Annotated in this window: 20 protein-coding genes; 9 read left to right on the top strand and 11 right to left on the bottom strand. The window is 39.1% G+C overall.

Annotation, left to right across the window (positions count from 1 at the left end):
• Window positions 1-358 precede the first annotated feature (358 nt).
• From HMPREF9449_RS04420 to HMPREF9449_RS04435, 5 genes are all read right to left on the bottom strand, one after another.
• Window positions 359-1,558, bottom strand: coding sequence for an acetate/propionate family kinase (locus tag HMPREF9449_RS04420; protein ID WP_009136032.1), 1,200 nt, complete (start codon window positions 1,556-1,558; stop codon window positions 359-361).
• 61 nt (window positions 1,559-1,619) lie between these two features.
• A complete protein-coding gene (gene pta, locus HMPREF9449_RS04425; protein ID WP_009136033.1) occupies window positions 1,620-2,627 on the bottom strand; it encodes a phosphate acetyltransferase in 1,008 nt (335 codons plus the stop codon).
• Window positions 2,628-2,903: 276 nt separating this feature from the next.
• Complete coding sequence (locus tag HMPREF9449_RS16905) at window positions 2,904-3,029, bottom strand: hypothetical protein (RefSeq protein ID WP_009136034.1); 126 nt, start codon at window positions 3,027-3,029, stop codon at window positions 2,904-2,906.
• On the bottom strand, window positions 3,022-3,483 hold the full coding sequence (locus HMPREF9449_RS04430; RefSeq protein WP_040611630.1) for an alanyl-tRNA editing protein: 462 nt from the start codon (window positions 3,481-3,483) through the stop codon (window positions 3,022-3,024). The genes HMPREF9449_RS16905 and HMPREF9449_RS04430 overlap by 8 nt, the downstream gene beginning before the upstream one ends.
• Window positions 3,484-3,487: 4 nt before the next feature.
• Complete coding sequence (locus tag HMPREF9449_RS04435; protein ID WP_009136036.1) at window positions 3,488-3,991, bottom strand: GNAT family N-acetyltransferase; 504 nt, start codon at window positions 3,989-3,991, stop codon at window positions 3,488-3,490.
• A gap of 500 nt (window positions 3,992-4,491) precedes the next feature.
• On the opposite strand from HMPREF9449_RS04435, the gene fabG reads away from it, so the two are divergent.
• The 3 genes from fabG to HMPREF9449_RS04450 all read left to right on the top strand — a co-directional run bounded on the left by fabG (window position 4,492) and on the right by HMPREF9449_RS04450 (window position 9,751).
• Complete coding sequence (fabG, locus tag HMPREF9449_RS04440; RefSeq protein ID WP_009136038.1) at window positions 4,492-5,238, top strand: 3-oxoacyl-[acyl-carrier-protein] reductase; 747 nt, start codon at window positions 4,492-4,494, stop codon at window positions 5,236-5,238.
• A 314-nt stretch (window positions 5,239-5,552) separates the two neighbouring features.
• Entirely contained in the window at window positions 5,553-6,518 is a 966-nt protein-coding gene (locus HMPREF9449_RS04445; RefSeq protein WP_009136039.1) for a DUF6340 family protein, read from the top strand.
• A 35-nt stretch (window positions 6,519-6,553) separates the two neighbouring features.
• Window positions 6,554-9,751, top strand: a complete 3,198-nt coding sequence (locus tag HMPREF9449_RS04450) for a UvrD-helicase domain-containing protein (protein WP_009136040.1) — start codon at window positions 6,554-6,556, stop codon at window positions 9,749-9,751.
• Between the two features lie 51 nt (window positions 9,752-9,802).
• On the opposite strand, the gene HMPREF9449_RS04455 is transcribed toward HMPREF9449_RS04450, so the two are convergent.
• From HMPREF9449_RS04455 to HMPREF9449_RS04475, 5 genes are all read right to left on the bottom strand, one after another.
• Window positions 9,803-10,105 carry an RNA recognition motif domain-containing protein gene (locus HMPREF9449_RS04455; RefSeq protein ID WP_009136041.1) on the bottom strand — a complete coding sequence of 101 codons (303 nt, stop codon included), beginning with the start codon at window positions 10,103-10,105 and terminating at the stop codon, window positions 9,803-9,805.
• A 351-nt stretch (window positions 10,106-10,456) separates the two neighbouring features.
• Entirely contained in the window at window positions 10,457-11,527 is a 1,071-nt protein-coding gene (gene buk, locus HMPREF9449_RS04460) for a butyrate kinase (protein WP_009136043.1), read from the bottom strand.
• Between the two features lie 151 nt (window positions 11,528-11,678).
• Entirely contained in the window at window positions 11,679-12,800 is a 1,122-nt protein-coding gene (locus tag HMPREF9449_RS04465) for a glycerate kinase family protein (RefSeq protein ID WP_009136044.1), read from the bottom strand.
• A 2-nt stretch (window positions 12,801-12,802) separates the two neighbouring features.
• On the bottom strand, window positions 12,803-14,149 hold the full coding sequence (locus HMPREF9449_RS04470) for a serine hydrolase domain-containing protein (RefSeq protein WP_009136045.1): 1,347 nt from the start codon (window positions 14,147-14,149) through the stop codon (window positions 12,803-12,805).
• A 126-nt stretch (window positions 14,150-14,275) separates the two neighbouring features.
• Window positions 14,276-15,064, bottom strand: coding sequence for an aminotransferase class IV (locus HMPREF9449_RS04475; protein WP_009136046.1), 789 nt, complete (start codon window positions 15,062-15,064; stop codon window positions 14,276-14,278).
• Between the two features lie 119 nt (window positions 15,065-15,183).
• Here HMPREF9449_RS04475 and HMPREF9449_RS04480 point away from each other — a divergent pair, with 119 nt between their 5' ends.
• The 6 genes from HMPREF9449_RS04480 to HMPREF9449_RS04505 all read left to right on the top strand — a co-directional run bounded on the left by HMPREF9449_RS04480 (window position 15,184) and on the right by HMPREF9449_RS04505 (window position 20,985).
• Entirely contained in the window at window positions 15,184-15,675 is a 492-nt protein-coding gene (locus tag HMPREF9449_RS04480) for a hypothetical protein (protein ID WP_009136047.1), read from the top strand.
• The gene (locus HMPREF9449_RS04485; RefSeq protein WP_009136048.1) at window positions 15,665-16,495 is read left to right on the top strand and encodes a Rossmann-like and DUF2520 domain-containing protein; all 831 of its coding nucleotides are present in this window, start codon (window positions 15,665-15,667) and stop codon (window positions 16,493-16,495) included. Before HMPREF9449_RS04480 ends, HMPREF9449_RS04485 begins: the two co-directional genes overlap by 11 nt.
• A 28-nt stretch (window positions 16,496-16,523) precedes the next feature.
• Window positions 16,524-17,051, top strand: a complete 528-nt coding sequence (locus tag HMPREF9449_RS04490; RefSeq protein ID WP_009136049.1) for a KdsC family phosphatase — start codon at window positions 16,524-16,526, stop codon at window positions 17,049-17,051.
• Between the two features lie 104 nt (window positions 17,052-17,155).
• A complete protein-coding gene (locus HMPREF9449_RS04495) occupies window positions 17,156-18,085 on the top strand; it encodes a geranylgeranylglycerol-phosphate geranylgeranyltransferase (protein ID WP_009136050.1) in 930 nt (309 codons plus the stop codon).
• A 27-nt stretch (window positions 18,086-18,112) separates the two neighbouring features.
• Window positions 18,113-18,727 carry a Maf family nucleotide pyrophosphatase gene (locus tag HMPREF9449_RS04500; RefSeq protein WP_009136051.1) on the top strand — a complete coding sequence of 205 codons (615 nt, stop codon included), beginning with the start codon at window positions 18,113-18,115 and terminating at the stop codon, window positions 18,725-18,727.
• 104 nt (window positions 18,728-18,831) lie between these two features.
• Window positions 18,832-20,985, top strand: coding sequence for a S46 family peptidase (locus HMPREF9449_RS04505; protein WP_009136052.1), 2,154 nt, complete (start codon window positions 18,832-18,834; stop codon window positions 20,983-20,985).
• A gap of 60 nt (window positions 20,986-21,045) precedes the next feature.
• On the opposite strand, the gene HMPREF9449_RS04510 is transcribed toward HMPREF9449_RS04505, so the two are convergent.
• The gene (locus tag HMPREF9449_RS04510) at window positions 21,046-21,711 is read right to left on the bottom strand and encodes a superoxide dismutase (protein ID WP_009136053.1); all 666 of its coding nucleotides are present in this window, start codon (window positions 21,709-21,711) and stop codon (window positions 21,046-21,048) included.
• Window positions 21,712-21,747: the final 36 nt, after the last annotated feature.

Below are 21,747 nucleotides of genomic sequence, written 5' to 3' on the forward strand. Positions count from 1 at the left end.
ATAAAATTAATCGCAAATTTTGATTATCAGTCAATTAAAATTAATCTTTTAAAATTTAGGCCTTTATACACAGTCATATGCATCCCCGCAGTAATTTCTTTTTTCTCAGATGGAAACGAAAAAACGATGCTGTTATCATTTCAAGAAGGTGGCAGTCTGCAATCCTTTGCTACCACTATGCCGTGCCGGAAGGATATAGGAGGCTGATAAAGGCGATGAAGCAGGCTAATGTGAAAAGCAATACGGCATACAAAAAATTCCTCGGAATCCTTATGGTCCGAGGAATTAATTAAATCATTCAAAGGATGCCTTCCTCCGAAAAGTTATTTAAATAACCTCTTTCAGATAGCCTTTTCGATTATTTTACCAGATTTAAAGTATCGGTAGCGATGACGAGTTCTTCATCTGTCGTGATAGTCATAACGAATGTCTTGGAGTGAGGAGTGGAGAGTATTCTGTCGACACCTCTGGCCTTCAGATTGACCGCTTCGTCGAATTCCACTCCCAGATATTCTAGTCCAGTGCAAACGGAATTCCTCACCCTTTCATCATTTTCACCTATTCCTCCGGTAAAAATAATTAAGTCTACGCCATTTAAGACGGCAGCATAAGCTCCAATGTATTTTTTTACATTGTAACAGAATACATCTAAGGCTAGTTCTGCCCTGTAATTTCCGGCATCAGCAGCACTTGTCAGTTCCCGGAAATCAGAAGAGACCCCGGAGATTCCGAATACTCCGGATTCTTTGTTTGTCAGGCGTACCGCGTCGAGAGACGTATATCCTTTTTTGTCACAAATGTAGAGTAATGCTCCTGTATCTAAATCCCCGCAACGGGTTCCCATTACGAGTCCGGCAACCGGCGTAAATCCCATGGACGTATCAACGGATTTTCCTTTATCGATGGCGGTAATAGAAGCCCCGTTGCCCAGGTGACAAGTGATAATTTTCTTTTCCGTGATGTCCCAACCCAATATTTTACATGCTTTTTCCGCTACAAATTTGTGGGAAGTGCCATGAAAACCGTATCTTCTCACACTGTAATTCTCGTAGTATTCATACGGAATGCCGTAAATAAAAGCTTTCGGCGGAAGTGTTTGGTGAAAAGAAGTATCGAATACAGCCACTTGAGGAATAGTGGGAAGTAATCGTTCCATTGTTTCGATTCCTTTTAAGTGAGCTGGGTTGTGTAAAGGAGCGATTTCACTGCAAGCTTTAATTTTAGCTTTTACTTCTTCGTCGATTAAAACACTGTGGGAAAAATATTCTCCTCCGTGTGCGATACGGTGTCCCACGGCAAATATTTCATCCAATGAAGCAATGACTCCATATTTTTTATCTGTCAGAGCTTTCAGAATAAGATCCATACCGTCGACATGATCCGGGATCGGTTTTTCCAGTATGTATTTTTCTTTTCCCTCTGGTTTATGGGTAAAAATTCCCAACGGAAGTCCTATTTTTTCTACAATACCTTTGGCCAGTAATACAGGCTGGGCTTCCATATTCAGTAATTGATATTTTATGGAAGAACTTCCGCAATTTAAAACTAATATATTCATGTTTACAGAATTAATAAGAGAAAGCCGGAAGTTAAATTTTTCCGGCCTACCGGTTTATTTATTATTTAGTCAAACCTGCGGCTTGATTAGCCGTAATGGCGACCATATTGATAATATCGTTTACAGAACATCCCCGGGATAAATCGTTGATGGGAGCGGCCATTCCTTGTAATACCGGACCTACTGCTTCGATACCGGCAATGCGTTGTACCAGTTTATAACTGATATTTCCGACTTCCAGACTGGGGAATATCAGTACGTTGGCTTTCCCGGCTACCGGACTACCGGGAGCTTTCAGATTACCGACAGAAGGTACTAATGCCGCATCTGCTTGTAATTCACCGTCAATCATGACATTAGGAGCCATTTTCTGTGCCAGTTCGGTCGCTTTTACGACTTTATCGACCAATTCGTTTTTGGCAGATCCTTTCGTAGAGAAACTCAACATGGCTACCCGGGGTTCTATTTTAGCAATATTCCGGGCTGTCCGGGCTGTAACCACGGCAATTTCAGCCAATTCTTCTGCTGTCGGATTCGGATGAACAGCACAGTCGGCAACTACCAGCAGGCCGTTTTCTCCAAATTCGGGTTTATTGGTCAATAGCATAAAAGCTCCGGAAACAACTGAAATACCGGGTTCCGTTTTTACAATTTGAAAAGCCGGTCGTAAAACATCTCCCGTCGCATTGATAGCCCCGGCTACTTCCCCATCAGCATCCCCGTTCTTTATCATCAGCGTGGCTAAATAGAGCGGATCTACAACCAGTTTTAATGCCTGCTCCTTGGTCATTCCTTTACTTTTACGTAATTCTACCAATAAATCTGCATAGACTTCTTTCTTGGCATGAGAATCTGGATCAATGAGAGTGGCTTTTTCGATATTTTTTAAACCCAATTTTTCTGCTTGTTTCAGAATGTCTTCCGGTTTGCCCAATAAGATAAGTTGAGCTATTCCTTCAGATAAAATAACTTCAGCAGCTTTTAACGTACGTTCTTCCGTGCCTTCCGGAAGTACGATTCTTTTACTGTACTTCTGGGCATTTGCTTTAATTTGTTCTAAAAGTTCCATATACCTTGCGTTTAATATTAATTTCAAAAGAAAAGTTGCTCCCTTTTTCCGGAACAACCTGTACGTTCTGAACGGATTTTAGCTTAAGTTATGTCATTCCGCCTTTTTCTCCCGGTTTTACAAACATTTTCTATTGACAACAGAGAAGAAGAACGATTTCTTACTCCTTTGAGGAGTTCAACAAAAGCGAAACAAAATTATATAAAAAAATTTAAATTTAAGGAGGTTTATTCTTGAATTTCCAAAAGTTCTGGAGTTTTGAATCATTTGATAAACTTATTTTTCCGTTTCTAATTCAAAGCGGAGACGAAATGCTCCGTTTTCGTAATCCATACCCCTGTTGAACGAAATACTCAACGGTAAACGTCCTGTATCTGCTGATATGTCTTTACTATTACTCATCAAGTTTAAATCTGATACGCAAAGTATTATTTTGAAAATCTGTACTAATTATCCTGAATCTACCTATTTCAGAAGTATTATTGACATGCAAACCAATACAGGCACAAGTATCATAATTTCCAATCCTTACAATGCGCAATGTTTGACTAGCATCTTCTGGTAATTTACTTAAATCTACATTATCTGGGACTTCACTACGAGAAATAAACTCAACAGTTACAGGTAGATTTTGTGAGATAATTTCATTGACCCTCTTTTCTATTTCAGTAATTTGCTCTAGCGTTGGAGCCATGGCTAGAGTATAGTCGCATTTGCTCTTTTTTCTTTCTATATGGTTGTTTCGAGACCGCTCACAACCGAATATGCGTATCATGGTTTGGTTTAAAATATGCTCGGCTGTATGCATTGGTGGATATTCCTGTTTGTTATGAGTGTTTAAAGTAGGTTGTTCCATTGCATTATAATTCTTTTGATAAAAATCCATATTCTTTCATGTCCTCAAAACCGATTTTAATATAAAACTTGTAGGCAGGAGAGGATAATCCGGTATTTAGTATGATATCGTTAATATTTTCAAGTTTTAGTTTCTGTTCTATTTCTCTCATAAAATATGTTCCTAATCCTTTTCCTTGTAAGGCATTGTCTATGCATAGTTGGTCAAGAAAATACTCATATCTTAGTTCGCCGTTTTTTAACCATGGCTTTATAAAACCAATCGATATTCCAATGATGTTATTATTATCATTAATTAATTGATAACCTTTAAAGTTAGGTAGTCTGATAAATGCATTAAAAAAATCTATTACAGTGTTTTTTGAGTCGAAGATATCGTTCCATGGCGGTTTTGAAAATACATTCATAAACAAATCGACAGATTCTTCGGTTAAGGATGTGTTAAATTCTGCTGTGTGCATTGGTGGATGTTCCTGTTTGTTATGGAAGTTTAAGATATTCTCTTCCATATCATTTATATATAATTAATTATTAATACTATGCGATAGTAATTGATTTCTTTCGCTCGATAGGTGCATTGCGGAAGCGGGGACAACCGAATAAACGTAGCATCGTTTGATTTAAACTATGTTCTGTCGTATGCATTGGAGCGATAGATACATCTTGAAATTTGGGGTTTGCTTCCTTTAATTCCATAAGCGGGTCGAATAGTTATTCTTTCTGTACTATTGAGAAACTTTGTTTTGATATCTTGTGCTATATCGCATGTAAAAATAATTTATATTTTAACAACATACAAGTTTTCAACTCTTTTCCCGGAAGAAGGGAGAGCGGAAAAACTTTTCAAGGAAGGAATAATCCGTTAAAAAACGGAGAGAGAATTTATTAATTCGGGATTGTAAATTGGGGGAATATCGTTTTTTAATTACCTTTGACTTTTGAAAAAAGAATAAAAACCAATAAACGGGTTTAAAAGCTAATTGATTTTGTTTAAATAAAACTGTTATTTATGAAGTTATTAGAAGGAAAGACCGCTCTTATTACAGGGGCCTCCAGAGGAATCGGTAAAGCAGTGGCATTGGCGTTTGCCAAACAAGGTGCTAATATTGCGTTCACAGATTTACGATATGATGAAGGGGCACAAGCTACTGAAAAAGAATTGGCTGAATGTGGTGTGAAAGCGAAAATGTATGCCTCAAACGCTGCTGATTTTGCTGCCACTGCTGCTACTGTAGAGGAAGTTGTCAAAGAATTCGGAAGAATCGATATTTTAGTGAATAATGCGGGTATCACTAAGGATACGTTATTGATGAGGATGACGGAAGAACAATGGGATGCTGTGATCAATGTAAACTTAAAATCCGTATTCAATTTTACCAAGACCGTTTCTGCCGTGATGCTGAAACAAAAATCCGGTTCTATCATCAGCATGAGTTCTGTTGTAGGGGTTAGTGGAAATGCGGGCCAGGCCAATTATGCTGCTTCTAAAGCCGGGATTATCGGATTTACAAAGAGTGTCGCCAAAGAATTGGGCTCCCGTAATATCCGGGCAAATGCGGTGGCACCTGGCTTTATTATAACCGATATGACCGCTCAGTTACCGGAAGAAGTACGAAAAGAATGGGCTGCAAAAATTCCGTTGAAAAGAGGAGGGACGCCGGAGGATATTGCTGATGTATGCTTGTTCCTAGCTTCTGATTTGTCCAGGTATGTTACCGGGCAGGTTATACATGTATGCGGGGGAATGAATATGTAATTTAGGGAGGAGAATATCTCAAAAGTCGAATATAACATCGATTTTCAAACTATTTTGAGGTAAATCGGAATGCTTTTGAGATATTCACCGCTAAAAAAAGAGGGGGTCGATGTATTTTAAGTCTCTTCAAATTTGTCGTATACAGGTCCGGAAATAAATTCAGGACTTTTCGTCTTTCCAGTATTTTTATAAGATACTATTATCTTTGTTTCTTATTATCCTGCTAAAGGGAGGTTGTTGAAGGGAGAAAATTTTAAGGACAAACTAAAATTTCGGGAATAGCTTTACATCTCAGAAACTTTAACTTAAGAAATATGTATAAAGTAATTTCTATTCGTTTTTTTTATAGCTTCCTACTCTTTTTTATAGGGATATGTAGCGCATGTAGCAGTTATCGTACGTTAGAAGTGGAAATATTGTCTCCGGCTAAAATTACGCTTGAGCGAGAAGGGAAAATCGGCTTTTTGGACCGTCAGATCAGTCGGGCTGCAGATACGACCTTTGTCTTGTATAGTTATCAGGGGATTTCTCCCGCAGAATTGTCTTTTTTGTTTTTTTCCGGTCTTCAGGATGCCTATAGAGATATACAGAAAGGAGATTCTATTCCGGAACTTTTGGCTAAAACCAGAACTTATTTACCGGCCCGGGATACTTTACCTCGTCCTTTGAGTAAAGGAGAAGTGGAAAAAATATGCGAGGCTTATCAGTTGGCTTATCTGATTTCTTTAGAGACTTATTCTTATACGATAAACATGGACTTGTTGGAAGTGCATAATAAATATACGATACGGTTGTATTCCCGATATGCAGAAAAACCCTTGGATTTTGTGGTACTGGGGGAAGATTTATCCGCTTTTTTAAATGATGATTACGATTTTGTAACTTATATTCGGGACAAAGCCTGGGAGACTGGATTTACTTATGCTCATCGGATTATGCCTTATTGGTATCCTGTAAAACGAAGAATTTATAACGGACAGAAAGTATTGAAAATAGGAGATTTGTTTTTGCAGAAGAACGATGTAGAAGAAGCCAGAAAGCTTTGGGAAGCTGCTACTCAACTGTCTCCGGGAACAGCACTGAAAGCTTATATAAATTTAGCGTGGTTATCGGAAAATGAAGGGAACTTTGCTGCTGCTTTGGAAGTTTTACAGAAAGCACAAAAACTGGCTTCGGCTGAAAAAATATCTTCCAAAGACAAGACTTATTTGGAAGAATACATCGAAATCCTGAAAAAGAGAATACAAGAGATGCAAATTATAGAAAAGCAGATGAAATAATTTTCAGTAGCTTCAGGAGTATAAAATAACGGACGATGTCGAAATTGAATATATATAAAGCATCAGCGGGTTCTGGGAAGACATTTGCCCTCACATTGGAATACTTTAAGATTATCTTTTCTTTTCCCCAGGAGTATAAAAATATACTGGCTGTTACCTTTACCAACAAAGCGACGGAAGAGATGAAAAACCGTATCATCGGAGAACTTCATCTTTTGGCAGAAGGGGAAAAAAGTAGTTATGGTCCTTTGTTATGCCAAAGGTTCGGTTATACCGAAGAGCAATTGAAAAACAGAGCGACTGTTTTGAGGACGCTTTTATTGCACGATTACGGACGGATTGCGGTGACGACGATAGATCGTTTTTTCCAGAAAATTATCAAATCCTTTACCCGGGAATTGGGGATATTTCCAGGTTATAATGTAGAATTAGATACTGATTTTATCTTAGCTAAAGCGACGGATAAGATGATGGTCCAATTGAAAAAAGACCGGGATTTGCGTTTGTGGATCAGCGAGTTGATGGAAACGAATGTGGACGAGGGAAAATCCTGGAGCATTAAAGCTAAAATTGCAGATTTGGGAGAAGAACTTTTCAAGGAAAATTATATGCTTTTCGACAAAAAAGTTCTGGATAAATTCAATGATAAAAGTTTTTTAAAAACATATCAAAATTTTCTGCAAAATGTCGTACGAACTTACGAAAAAGAACTAGAGGAGATCAGTCGGGAGGCCATCGAGATTATAGAACAAAATCAATTGGAATTAAAAGATTTCCGAAATGGCAAAACAGGCTGTGTGTCTCATTTTTATAAGATCCGGGAGAAAAAATACGATGAATTGACTCAGACAGTTCGGGATAGTATTGATAATTTAGAGTATTGGTATACAAAAACATGTAAAGCTGATGTTAAAGAAAAAATTGAAACTGTTTTTTCAAAACTAAATCCTTTATTGGGGCGTTGTGTACAACTCTATGACGATCGTTGTAAATATTATCTTTCTGCCCGTCATTTATTGGCCAATCTTTATCAGTTGGGAATTTTAAATGACCTTTACCGGAAAGTGAGGGAATATTGCGAAGAGAAGAATCTGATGTTGCTGAGCGATACAACTTATATTCTCAATACTTTAATAGAAGGGAACGATACGCCTTTTTTGTTTGAGAAAGTCGGGAATTATTACAAACATCTGATGATAGATGAATTTCAGGATACCTCTTCTATGCAATGGCGAAATTTCCGGCCTTTAGTTATCAATTGCTTGTCGGAGGGGCATAAAGCTTTAATTGTAGGAGATGTAAAGCAAAGTATTTATCGCTGGAGAAATGGAGATTGGAGTTTACTTGCCGGTGGGGTGGAAAAAGAGTTCCGGCAATTGGGTACGAAGAATGTGGTGTTACAAAATAATTGGAGGAGTGCGCGGGAAATCGTAGATTTCAATAATTTATTTTTCCGGGAAGCTTCGACGGAGTTGAAGCGTATATATGACGAAACCGCAGGTGCCGCAAATCCTTGGTCCGAGGCTATTGAAGCCGCTTATGATCAGGCGGAACAGAAAGTACAGACCCATCGTAAAGGATATGTGGATTTCTTTTTCGGACCTTCCAGAAAGGAGGAAAATTGTGAGGAAGCTATCATGAATTCTGTGGTAGGTATTCTTTTGGATATTTTGAAACGGGGAGGCCAGCCTAAGGATATTGTCATTTTAGTCAGGAGCGGTAAAGAGGGGGCTTTCGTTGCTCAGCATTTGATAGAATACAATAAAACAGCTTTACAGCCAATAAATTTTATTTCTAACGATTCCCTGTATATCTGGACTTCTCCTTATGTGAAATTTCTGGTATCCGTATTGCGGTATATCATAGAGCCGTTCGATTTTATAAATAAGGCAAATCTGTTGTTTTTTTATCATTCCTTTGTAAATCCTCATCCGGAAGAACAATTGGACCGTATTTTTAAGGCCGTAGAAGAGGAGAATCTCTTTCAGTTTTTACATACGGATTTTGATATTCATTCGGGGAAATGGATGTCTTATTCCCTGTATGAAACGGTTGAAACTATAATTGATAAATTTTCCCTGAAAGGTAAAAAAGAGGAAATCCCATATCTAATTGCTTTTCAGGATATTGTATTTGACTATGAAGCAAATAATTCCAATAATATCCATTTTTTTCTGGAGTGGTGGGAAAAAGAACAATCCAAGAAAGTATTGACGACTTCGGAGGAGGCGAATGCCGTGCGTATATTGACAATCCACAAATCCAAGGGATTGGAATTTGAATATGTCATTCTGCCTTTTTGCAGTTGGGAACTTGATAGCACCCGGCCTATGCGCAGAATTTGGTGTACAAATCACGAGAAAGGTTTTGACGTATTAGACTATGCTCCCTTGAATTATTCCGCTAAATTAGCAGGTACCATTTTTGAAAAGAATTATTTTGACGAACATTTAAAAGCCTATGTCGATAATCTTAATTTATTGTATGTAGCTTTAACGCGGGCTAAGAAAGAGCTTTATGTCCGTCCTTATATGCCTAAAATAAACAAGGACGGAAGTGTATCCCTTACAGATATAGGGGCTTTTATCTACCGGGTAATGGAAAAATTGAAAAAAAACGAAAATCTTTCTTTTTTCCAGGAGGGAAGTATGAACATCAAATACGGAGAAAAAGAAAAGGGGAGGGAGAAGGGAGCAGAAAGCAGGCCTTTGAACCTGGAAAATTATCCGGTTTACGATCCGGAAGAAAGGATTTGCGTAAAATACAAATACGCAGATTATACCTCACCTGAGTGTCCTCAATTACTGCCGATAGATGAAGGAAAATTGTTACATGAAATTTTTAAGTCGATCAAATATAGCAAAGATATAGAAAAGGCTGTTCGGGAAGCTTATTTAGCTGGGTTGATATTGAAAAAGGAAAGAGAGGCATTTTGTCAGAAAATCCGTTCCTACATAGATAAACCGGAGGTGAAAGAATGGTTTGATCCGAAATACGAAGTAGTCAACGAGCGGAATATCCTTTTTCATTTAGGCTCCCGCTTGCGACCGGATCGTGTCCTTGTAAACGGAAACAATGTCTTTGTTATTGATTATAAATTCGGAATAAAAGAAGAAAAAAGTTATATCCGACAAATTCGTTATTATTGTTCTGCCTTAAAGGAAATGGGCTATCAAAAGGTGAAGGGATATATTTGGTATGTAAATTTGAATAAAATAATAGAAACAGAATAAAAGGAAAGAGGATACGGCATTTTTGTCTTTCCTCTTTCCTTTTAGAAAGGATTAATATTTTCTTTCTGAACGATATCCTCCCCGGTTGTAATTATTATTTCTCGGACGGTCTGTTCTCGGTTTAGCTACATTTACATTGATAACTTTACCGTCGTATTCCACCTGATTCAATTCATCAATAGCTTTCTGTCCCTCCGTATCACTTGGCATTTCTACAAATCCAAAACCTCTGGACCGGCCGCTTTCTCTATCCATAATTACTTTTGCTGAAGAGATTTCTCCATATTCTCCGAATAAATCTCTTAAATCGCTGTCATTTACAGCATAACTCAAATTTGAAACATAAATGTTCATTTCACTAAAAAATTTTGATTAATAAAAATATAGATGAGTTTGAAAGCCGGAAGAAGTCTACTTAACAATACAAATGAAGGCAAGAACTTTAATACAAACGAATTCAATTCTCAAATACGCTGCAAAGGTAGGATAATAATAGAGAATAAAAAAATTTTTGCTTCATTATTAACAAAATTTTATCGGGCAAATATCCTCTTGGGAAGTCGATCCGGTAAACGCCATGTACCTGATTAACTTTTTTCGAAACTGCGACGGAAAGAAGTTGCCGGTCGCAGGAAAAGGGTTAATCAGGTACGAAGTATTATTATTCCTTTACACTTGAATATTTAAATGTTTAAGCGGGATAATCTACTTATATATTTTAGGCTGCAATTGTCCTTTTAAGACCATCAATCCGTTTAATGCCAGGGCTCGCATTTCGTCTTCCCCGGGATATATTTTGACAGGGGCGATAAAGTGGACCATATCTGTAATATAATCCGTAATGGGTTTACCGTAAGCAATACCTCCCGTAAGCAGAATGGCATCCACTTTTCCTTTTAGCACAGCGGCCATGGATCCAATTTCTTTGGCTATCTGGTAACACATTCCTTCCTGGATCTGGGCGTACCGGGGGTCGCTGGCCGCTTTTTCCTCTACCATTCGCATATCATTAGTCCCCAGGTAAGCGACAACTCCTCCTTCTCCCTTTAAGATTTTTTTAATTTCCCCTTTCGGTTTACCGCTATAACATAGTTCTACCAAACCTCCTGTAGGAAGTCCCCCGGAGCGTTCCGGAGAGAAAGGACCGTCTCCGTCCAGAGCGTTATTGGTATCCACTACTTTCCCTTGGCAATGGGCGCTGACGGAAACTCCGCCTCCCATGTGGGCGATGACCAGATTTAAATCTTCATATTTTTTCCCTACTTCTGCAGCGTATGTACGGGCAATGGCTTTTTGATTCAGGGCATGGAAAATAGAAACTCTCGGTAAAAGGGGATGTCCGCTGAGGCGGGCGAGAGGCTGCAATTCATCTACTACTACCGGGTCGGCGATATATGCTTTTGCCCGGTTACCCAAACTTTGAGCAATATCTTGTGCTATCAATCCTCCCAAATTGGAGGCATGTTCTCCCATAACCGGAACTTTCAGATCCCGTATCATTTCAGCATTCACTTCGTAAATACCGGACTCAATCGGTTTGATAAGCCCGCCTCTGCCAACGATTGCATGGATATCCGAAAGAGAGATACCAGCTTCTTTTAAGGTGGAAAGAATAATATCTTTACGATAGCTAAACTGAGAAGCTATTGTGGGAAAACTTCCAATTTCTTCTGCCGAATGACGAATTGTCTTTACAAATATTTGCTGGTCGTCTTCGAAAATTGCTATTTTGGTCGAAGTAGACCCCGGATTAATCGCTAAAATTTTATAAGCCATATCTTCGCTGTTATTTAAAAATTAAATTAATTTGATTACAAAAGTTGTGAATTGTAACCAAAATTCAAAGAAAAAAAACAAATACTTTCTGTTTTTGGATTTAAAAATTCAAAAGTCCGGATGTTTTTCCGGTACGGGCACAATTGAGTTTTTAGGAAGGAGGGCAGGTGAGGAGGTAGTTTTTTATTTCCTGACAGATTGCAGGAAAATAAAGTTCTGGATGTAGAATTGCTTCGGTGGTAGAAGGCGCATAGGAAACGAGCTCAAAGATACGATTGAAGTCTTCGATACCGCTTTCTGCAGAGCCGCATACGGCCAGAAGGTTTACTTTATTTTGTTTACATATCTTTGCTATAACCCCGGGAATTTTTCCGTAAAGCGATTGTTTGTCCAGATGTCCTTCCCCTGTAATCACCCAGGCACAATGGGACAGTAGTTTGTTGAAACCGGAATAATGAAGGTAGTAGGCAGAGCCCGATACCAATTCGGCATTTAATAAGGCGGCAAAGGCTGCAGCAATTCCTCCGGCAGCTCCTCCGTATTTTATACCCGATACTTCTTTTGTCGAATAGGCGGACAGGAGAGATGCGTAATTTTTCAGTTTCTGATCCAGCAGGGATATTTGTTTTGCCGAAGCTCCTTTTTGGGGACCGAATAGGGCGGCGGCTCCTTGGGGACCGCACAAGGGGGTATCTACATCACATAAAACAGTAAAAGCGATATCTTTAAATTTTTCTTTTAAATCATGTGGGTTAATGCTTTCTATTTCAAGGATATGATTTGAGTAATGATCTGAAGATTTAAACAATTGTAAACCCATTTCTTGCAGGGCTCCGCTACCGCCGTCTATACTGGCGCTTCCGCCTACACAAAGCCATATCCGGCGGACTCCGTTCTCCTGTGCATGATTAATCGCTCTCCCTAATCCTGCCGTATGGGCCTGATATACATTGTATTCACTTTCTTTTAAGTGTTTTAAACCGCATATAGAGGCCAATTCGATAAGAGCCAGATCTCCAATCCGGTAGTATGTTGTTTTATGAAAGCGTCCGATAGGATCCTGGGCCTCTAGCTGAACAGGAGTTGCTTTCAGATAATAAGCGAGGATGGCAGCTGTTCCGTCCCCTCCATCTCCTGCAGGCAAGGGATATAAAGTATAACGTGGATCAGCTAAGCTGGCAGCTAGATACGAACATACCTCAAAAGCATCCAGACTACCTTTAAAAGCATTCGGGGCAAGCAGAATTCCGGTGTGATTTGATGAAGAATACAATTTTACTGAGATACTAAAAAACGACGGGGTTCGTAATGCTGTAAATCGAATAGATTCTTTTCCGGCCAATTGGATACTTTTTTCAAAGCAGTGGTGACCATCTGATTGATATAAGAAGGGAAACGAGGGCCTTTCCAATTGCTGGTATTGGTAATAAATGCCCAGGCGTATCCGTCAGCTTGTTTCTTTAATAAAACACTGGTACCCGACAAGGTTCCACTTCTCCACCATTCTCCTTTAGGGGTGACATGCATCCAGCCAATGGGAAGAGCATCTGCAGCATAAGCCGTCATTTGGGTTATTGTTTCCGGTTGCAGAATATCCGGTAAAGCGGGATCTCCGTCGATTGCAGAAAGGAACCGCAATAATTCACTGGCCGAAGCGACCCAACCTCCCGCTCCGTATAGACCTTCCACATTATTTCCTCCGTAATATTTAGGGACGAGTTCTCCACTGCCATCACAAGCCGGAATCATTTCCGGAGTGGAAGATTCATAGTACCGGACTTCGTGTGGAAGCCGGTCTTCGTAAAGATTATTCCCCAGATACATATCATAACATCCCGCTGGTTGAAGCACATGGGTACGGATGTAATCTTCGTATCCCATTCCGCTCACTTTCTCTATGACCTTTGTCAAGATGCCGTATCCGATATTCGAGTAGAGGGTGGAAGTGCCTGGATAATAATGCAGGCGCTTTTTCAATACATATTGGATGAGGGTGGTCAAATCGGCGGGAGCAGGAACATGCATTTTACGGGCGATTTCTACGGGCGAAAACATGGGATCTCCAAATGCTCCGGCAAAGCCGGCCTGATGACGAAGTAAATTTTCAACAGTAACTTTCTTTACTTTCCGGTCTTTTATATTTAGAAAAACACTGTCATTCAGAATACCTTCCGGTCCAAAAACACGATCGCTCAACTGTAATTTTCCCTCTTCCTGCAATTTCATAATACCCACTGCTGTAATGAGTTTAGAAACAGAAGCAATCCGGAAAACATGCTGCACATCTGTCTGGATATCTGCTTCTTCGTCAGCATATCCATAGCCTTTACTGTAAATGAGTTTTCCATTCTTCATCAAAGCGAAAGAAGCACCTTTTATCGACCAGCTACGCATAAAACGTTCTATACTACGATCGATTTTATCGCTTTCAGGAAAATCAGAATCCTTGTTACAGATGACGTCTCCAATGGGGTAAAGGGTAAGCGGAATCCTGAAACGGGCGGCATTGGCTTTGAGTAAAGTGCTGTCGTCCCGAAGCGGAGTACCCCCGGCAAAATTAATTTCCCAGGGTTTAGCAAGCAAAATGATAAATATGACTATCGTTAAAACAATATACTTCATTACAAAACTAAATTTCTTATAATGACCTCCACCACGTTCCGAATGCGAATTATAAGATTTGCATAGATATGTTTTGCAATATTAGAGAAAAGATATTTAAAAAAAAACTTTTAATCCTCAAAAAAATTAAAAAAACTTGTCCAGCAATGAAAAGTAAAACTCCATAATTTCTCTTAAACGGTTGTTCTGCGGATCAAAACTAAATTCGTCGATTTTCCGGATCGGCAATACCAGCGGAGAGGTACCGGTAATGAAAGCTGATTCAAATTCTTTCAAATCGCTGTATTTGATTCTCTCTTCTATCACCGGAATCTGATGTGCCTTACAAATGTCAAGGACCCTTTTCCGGGCAGTGCCCGGAAGTACCTGGGAAGTCGGGGCTGTATAAAGGATACCCGCTTTGATGAAAAAAACATTGGAACGGGAGCCTTCCGTAACAGATCCTTCCGTATCTTTTAAAATAATCTCATATACCCGATGCTCTTGTAAGAGTCTGTCTGTCAGGGTCCGTAAATCGTTATTGATATATTTTACCTCCGGATTGAGCCGGATTGCTTCACAGGTGATGGTATCGATCCCGTTTTTATAGTTTTCTTCTGTAGGATAGTGGTGGGGTATTTGGTAAATATATTCGTCCCATTTATCCTTTGTGAGGTGAAGTACGTATTTGATATTTCCTTCTTCGATATGTTCCAAAGCGATCAGACGGTTGAGTTTGTCCTCTATCCGGAGTTGGTGTATATCGATGTCAATGTTTGATTTTTTGATAGAATTACGTAATCTTAATAAATTATCTTTTAAGAAGATAGCATGTCCTTTAAAAATGCGTATCACTTCATATATACTAAGACCCGTTTTAAATTGAGATTCCGGAAATTCAGCCGGCTGCACAATTTGATTGTTCAATAAGATCATGTTGTCAATTTTTTACAAAATTACAAAAATGTGTCTTTCGGTGTGCTGTTCTTCTCCTGAAAGTTTTTCTTTTTCTTATATCAGCTTTTTCAATAATTTGAACTAAATTTGGCTCAATTATGGAAAATAAAGGGCTGATCGAAAAAACAGAGACTTTTTTGAAAGAAGTCGTTATGGGTGAATTGGGAAAGTTGCAGCATGCCGGACTTTCTTATATGCAATTTGTGCTGATGGGGCAAGCCATTGAAGTTTTGGGAGGATTTCTGGATCAGAAGCCGATGAAAGCGAAAGGACAGGGGGCAAAACGCTTTGCTGCCTGTGTAAAATATCTGTTAGGAGGACGTTATCGTTTACTCAATGAAAATGATTTTCTCTATCACACCTTACGCAATCAAATGACACATACTTTTATTCCGGGAAATCAGCTTCTTTTATTGAACGGAGAGGAAAATACAGCCGGATATCAGCATCTGGAAAGGAAAGGAAATCAGTTGGTGATGATTTCCGGGGTATTTTATGAAGACCTTTGCCAAGCTTGTGAAAGATTGCTTGTATTGTTAAAAGAAGGACGATTAAAGCCTAAAAATATTGCATTCGGGGATGATGAATAAGAAAATAGTACTGATCGGAGCCGGAAATGTTGCCCACCATTTGGCACCTGCTTTGTTACGAGCCGGGATGAATATGTGTCAAATTTATAGTCGTACCCTTGAATCCGCCAGAGAGTTGGGCAGGAAAACAGGAATAACTTATACTTCAGACACTTTCGCCGTATACCCGGATGGAGATATTTATATATTTTGTGTAAGTGATGATGCTTTATTATCTGTATTTAAGAGTTTAAGAATTAATGAGGAGGCTTTGATTTTACATACGTCCGGAAGTGTGCCACTCGACATTTTTAAGCCTTATCGTCAGAACTATGGCGTACTTTATCCTTTGCAGACTTTTTCAAAGACGAGAAATTTGGATTTTGGGGAAATACCTCTTTGTATTGAAGCTCCGGACAAAGAAGTTTTAAAAACAATAGGCCAGATCGCAGATAAACTTTCCTCTAAAGTTTATGAAATCAGTTCGGAAAAACGGAAGAAACTTCATTTGGCGGCTGTTTTGGCCAATAATTTCACAAATCATTTATATCATATGGCGGGTAAGCTATTGGAAAAAGAGGATTTGGATTTTAATTTACTAAGGCCTTTAATTTTTGAAACGGCTCATAAAGTCATGCAGATGATTCCGGAAAATGCCCAGACCGGACCTGCCCGGCGGGGAGACACCAATATCCTGAATTTACATAAAAGTATGCTGAAAGATAACCGGGATATTCAAACCTTATACGTTTTATTATCCCAATCCATACAGCAAACCTATTCTAAAAAAGAGAAAAAAGAAGAAACAGAAAATAATGCTCCCCAGTGGACATTGTGGTAAATAAAAGAAAATAATTAAACGAGATAGAATGGCATTTTTTAAAGAAGAATTAAAGAAAATACGAGCTTTTGTATTTGATGTAGACGGTGTATTGTCCCGTCAGGAAGTAAGTCTTTCACCGGAAGGAGAACTCATTCGGACATCCTGTGCAAAAGACGGTTATGCTTTGATGTATAGTGGTAAAAAGGGATACATTTTAGCTATCATCTCCGGGGGAGGATCCCCAGGGCTGGAAGAGAGATTTAAAAAATTAGGCATAAAAGATATTTACCTGAGAATTGAAAATAAGGTAAAAGCACTGGAAGAATTGATATCTAAATACGGTTTGAAGCCGGAAGAAATCATGTATATGGGGGACGATATACCCGACTACAATGTGATGACGCGTGTAGGACTTCCGGTATGTCCTGCAGATGCCTGTGAAGAAATTAAAGCTATTTCAAAATATATATCCGATTTAAACGGGGGAATGGGATGTGTGCGGGATGTTATAGCTCAGGTTTTAAAAGCCCGGGGAGATTGGATGGATACAAGTTGTTACGTAAAGAGTATGTAAGGAGGACAGAAATCCCGGAATTTGAAAAAAAGTGGTGTTTTGACTAAATGTGCTTAGATATAGGTTTTTATATATAATTATTTAATTCTATAGTGTAGCGAATTATGCTTAAAATTTTGAGACTGATCCGGATTCGTACCCTTATTTTTACTGTATTTGTGATGTGTATGGTAAGGTATTTTGTAATGGAACCTTTGTTGTTAAAAGATGGTTTTTTTTTACAGATGCCTGTTGTCGTATTTGTCCTGTTGATTATTTCTGTCTGTTGTTTGGTTGCGGCAGCCTACGTTATCAACGATTATTTTGATACCCGTACCGACCGTATATCGGGAGTGAAAGCGGTAATTGTCGGTCGGCATATAACGAGAAGGACAGCTATCATTCTCCATACTATATTGAATATTGTAGCGGTCGGTTTGGCTTTTTACGTGAGTTGGATGGTTGGGAAATGGAAAATCAGCCTGTTATTTTTTCTGATTTCGGGTATATTATGGTTTTATTCTTCCTGCTATAAAAGATATCTTTTGCTGGGAAATTTAATGGTTGCTTTTTTGGTTGGTCTGATCCCTTTGAGCGTACTTGTATTTGAAATTCCGTTGTTACAGGAAGCATACGGGCAAACGGCATTTTTTCCGGATTTTATGTATTTATATAAATGGGTATTGGGTTTTTCTTTTTTTCTAGTAGGGAACACATTTGTTTACGAAGTAAATAAAGATAATTATACGATGAGTGGGGATATAGAGAAAGGGATAGTTACTATTCCTTTGAAATGGGGTAGAAGAACGACTCGTTGTATCATGGGAACAGTAGTCGTAATCATTATGCTTGCTGTCTTTTTCCTCTGTCTTAAAATTTTTCCTTTTTCTGTCCTTAGCTGGACTTACATTTTTCTGGCGATAGAATTACCTTACTTGTTTTATTTATATACGATATTAAATCCCCGGGGAAAACGCAGTATACAACTGGGAACCATTCGGTTTATTATGGTTGCAGGTATTGCTTTCGCTTTTTTTATCGGTCATTTATTATAAAAATGTCGGACGGTTAAATTACAAATTATGAATTATAAAATTATATTGGCATCTTCTTCCCCCAGAAGGCAGCAATTAATGCAGGCTGCAGGAATTCAGTTTGAAGTCCGGTGCAAAGATGTAGCAGAAATTTATCCTTCTGATTTGGAGGTGAAAAATATTCCCCTTTATTTGGCAAAACTAAAGGCGGAAGCTTTCAAAAAGGAACAATCAGAAGATGAGCTGTGGATAACGGCAGATACGATTGTATGTATCCACGATAAAAAAGTCGGAAAACCCCGGGACAGAGTAGATGCCATCCGTATATTGGAAGAATTATCAGGCAATAAGCATACCGTTATTACCGGATTATGTTTGACAACTTCAAGCGAACAGAGGTGTTTTTCTGTCAGTACCGATGTCTATTTCAGAACATTAAGCAGAGAAGAAATCGAGGCTTATGTCGATGTTTATCAGCCTTATGATAAAGCGGGTGCTTATGGTATACAGGAATGGATCGGATACATCGGGATTGAACGGATCGAAGGTTCCTTTTATAATGTGATGGGATTGCCCGTACAGACATTATACAGTGAATTGAAAAAACTGGGAATAACATTTTTACCGGAAGATCCTTCCGTTCAGAAAATACAAGGGGAGTGAATCGGATAACTTTCTAGTGGATTCTTATAAGCCATCGTTTGCATCTCATGAAGTCGTTAGAATACATAGTTAATTATAAATGAATCTATAAAATAAATAAATTTATGCGAAAACTAATTTTAATATTTTTGGCAGGGGTGCTACTGTTACCCTATTGCCGGGCCGATGAAGGTATGTGGATTCCCATGTTGTTGAAAAAATATAACATAGAGGATATGCAGGCCAAAGGATTTAAGCTAACAGCGGAAGATGTTTATCATATCAATCAAGCTTCTTTGAAAGATGCTGTAGTCGGATTAGGACGGGAAGGGCAGCCCTTCCATCATTTTTGCACCGGGAATCTGGTGAGTGAAGAAGGTTTGCTGATTACAAACCACCACTGCGCTTTTGGGATGATCCAAGCTCATTCTTCTTTGGAACACAATTATCTGAAAGATGGTTTCTGGGCTCAGAATAAGAACGAGGAATTGGTTAATCCGGGAATTACGGCTTCTATTTTGGTGAGGATGGAGGATGTGACAGATCAGGTAAACGCTGTCCTGAAAGAGGGGATGACTGAAGCCGAACGGAAAAAAGCTCTCGAAGAGGTCTGTTTGCGTTTGGAGCAGAAAGCCGTGGCTGGTACAGATTTATCTGCCGATGTAAAACCTTACTTCAACGGGAATCAGTTTTTTATGTCGGTATATCGTATATACAAAGATGTACGCCTTGTGGGGGCACCGCCTTCTGCCATCGGAAAATTTGGCGGAGATACGGATAACTGGATGTGGCCCCGGCATACGGGTGACTTTTCGGTGTTGAGGATATACGCTGGTACCAATAATGAACCGGCTGAATATTCGGTACAAAATAAACCGTACCGACCTGCTGCTTTTTTTAAGGTTTCTGCCCGGGGAATAGAAGAAGGGGATTTTACTATGGTTTTCGGTTACCCCGGAACAACGGTAGAATATTTGCCTTCTGATGCTATCTCTCAGTTGATTGAGGTGGAAAATCCGCACAAAATAGCAATCCGGACGGCTATTCTGGGAATTATGAACGCGGCGATGGACGCTGATGAAGCCCTGCGGATCAAGTATGCCGCAAAAGCAGCAGGTGTAGCAAATGCATGGAAGAAATGGCAAGGGGAAACCAAAGGACTGAAGCGTTTCAAAACAGTGGAGAATAAGCAAGAGTTAGAAAAAAAATTTGAAAACTGGGCACAAGGGAAAGAGAAATACGCAGGATTGTTGGAAGAATATCGGAAATTATACCAACAGCGAAAAGAGCTGAAACTTGCTTCTGTGTATCAAACTGAAGCCGGGAAAAAAGGAGCGGAGATTATCTCCTTTGCTCCATCTCTTTATACAGAAATCCTCGGTTACGAACAAGCGGAAGACAAAGCTGCCTATAAGACTTATTTGAGAAAGAAAGCGGAAGATTTCTTTAAAGATTACGATGCTGGAGTAGACCGGGCAATACTGGCAGAAATGCTCCGCTTATACAATACCAATTTACCTGAAAATTGGATTCCGGCAAAGGTGGCAGAAGCGAGTAAAGCAAGTGATTATCATGAGTATGCGGAAAAATTATTCCAGCGCTCACTGTGTGGGGATCCAGCTAAAGTTTACAACTTTATTGAAAAATTGAATAAGAAGTCGATCGAAAAAATAAAGAAAGACCCAGCTTATCAGTTAGCTAATTCTATAGCAGAGTTCAATAAAACCCGGATACGCCCGGAACTCTCCAAAATTGAAAGAGAACTTACCCGTCTCGACCGATTATGGTTGGCCGGTTTGATGGAAATGCAACCGGAAAAAACTTTTTATGCGGACGCAAATTCTACGCTGAGAGTCGCTTACGGAACAATAGGAGGATATTCGCCCCGGGACGCCGTCGAATATCTGTATTATACTACTTTGGAAGGGATTATAGAAAAAGACGATCCGAGTATTTATGATTATAATATTCCCCAGAAATTGAGAGATCTTTACGCAGCGAAAGACTTCGGTCCCTATACGCAAAATGGAAAAGTGCCGGTTTGTTTTATTGCCAGCAATCACACTACAGGCGGAAATTCCGGAAGTTGTGTGTTGAACGCAGAAGGATATTTGATCGGCCTTAATTTTGACAGGGCTTGGGATGGCGTTATGTCCGATATGCAGTATGATCCGGAAATATGCAGGAATATTGCGGTAGATATCCGTTATGTACTCTTTATCATGGATAAGCTAGCCGGAGCGAAACACCTGATGGAAGAAATGGAAATTGTATGGTAAGTGAAACCGGATTTACGACAAGGTTTTGAAAACCAAATCGTAAATCCGGTTTTCATTCGTTTATTTTTCACAAAGCATTCTCTTTTCTACCTTTTCCCAGTCTACAATATTCCAGAAATTTTCTACATATTTTGCCCGTAAATTCTGTACATCTAAATAATAGGCATGTTCCCATACATCCAAGTTTAAAATCGGCTTTTTCCCTTGAGTAAGTGGATTTTCGGCGTTTTTGGTTTGCATAATTTCGAGTTTGCCGTCTTCTCCTGCAAGGAGCCAGGCATAACCAGATCCAAAGACAGAAACGGCAGCTTCTGAAAATTTCTTTTTAAAATCTTCCAGGCTTCCAAAACTTTCTTCTATTTTCTCTTTCAGCTTTTTCGGAAGTTCTTCGTTTTTATCCTTGGCAGGCCGAAGGGCCTCAAATTGAAAATAGTGGTTAAATACCTGGGCCGAATTGTTAAATAGTTTATCGGAAGAATTCAGCATGATCTCTTCGATTGTCATATCTTGAAACTCCGTGCCTGCAATGAGCTTATTGGTGTTTTCAATGTAGCCGAGTAAATGTTTTCCATAATGGAACTGAACCGTCTTTCTACTCATATAAGGTTCATAAGCGTCTTCCGGATAAAGAGGAGGCAATAATTGAAATTGACCATTCTGATCCTTCTTATTCACTTCTTTCGATAAAAGTAGTACACAACTTGAAATTGATTTTTCTGTTTTCATAGGACTATTTTTTAGTTTTTTGTTCTGATTTTCCGA

This window comes from Odoribacter laneus YIT 12061 (genome assembly GCF_000243215.1).
Classification (GTDB): Bacteria; Bacteroidota; Bacteroidia; order Bacteroidales; family Marinifilaceae; genus Culturomica; species Culturomica lanea.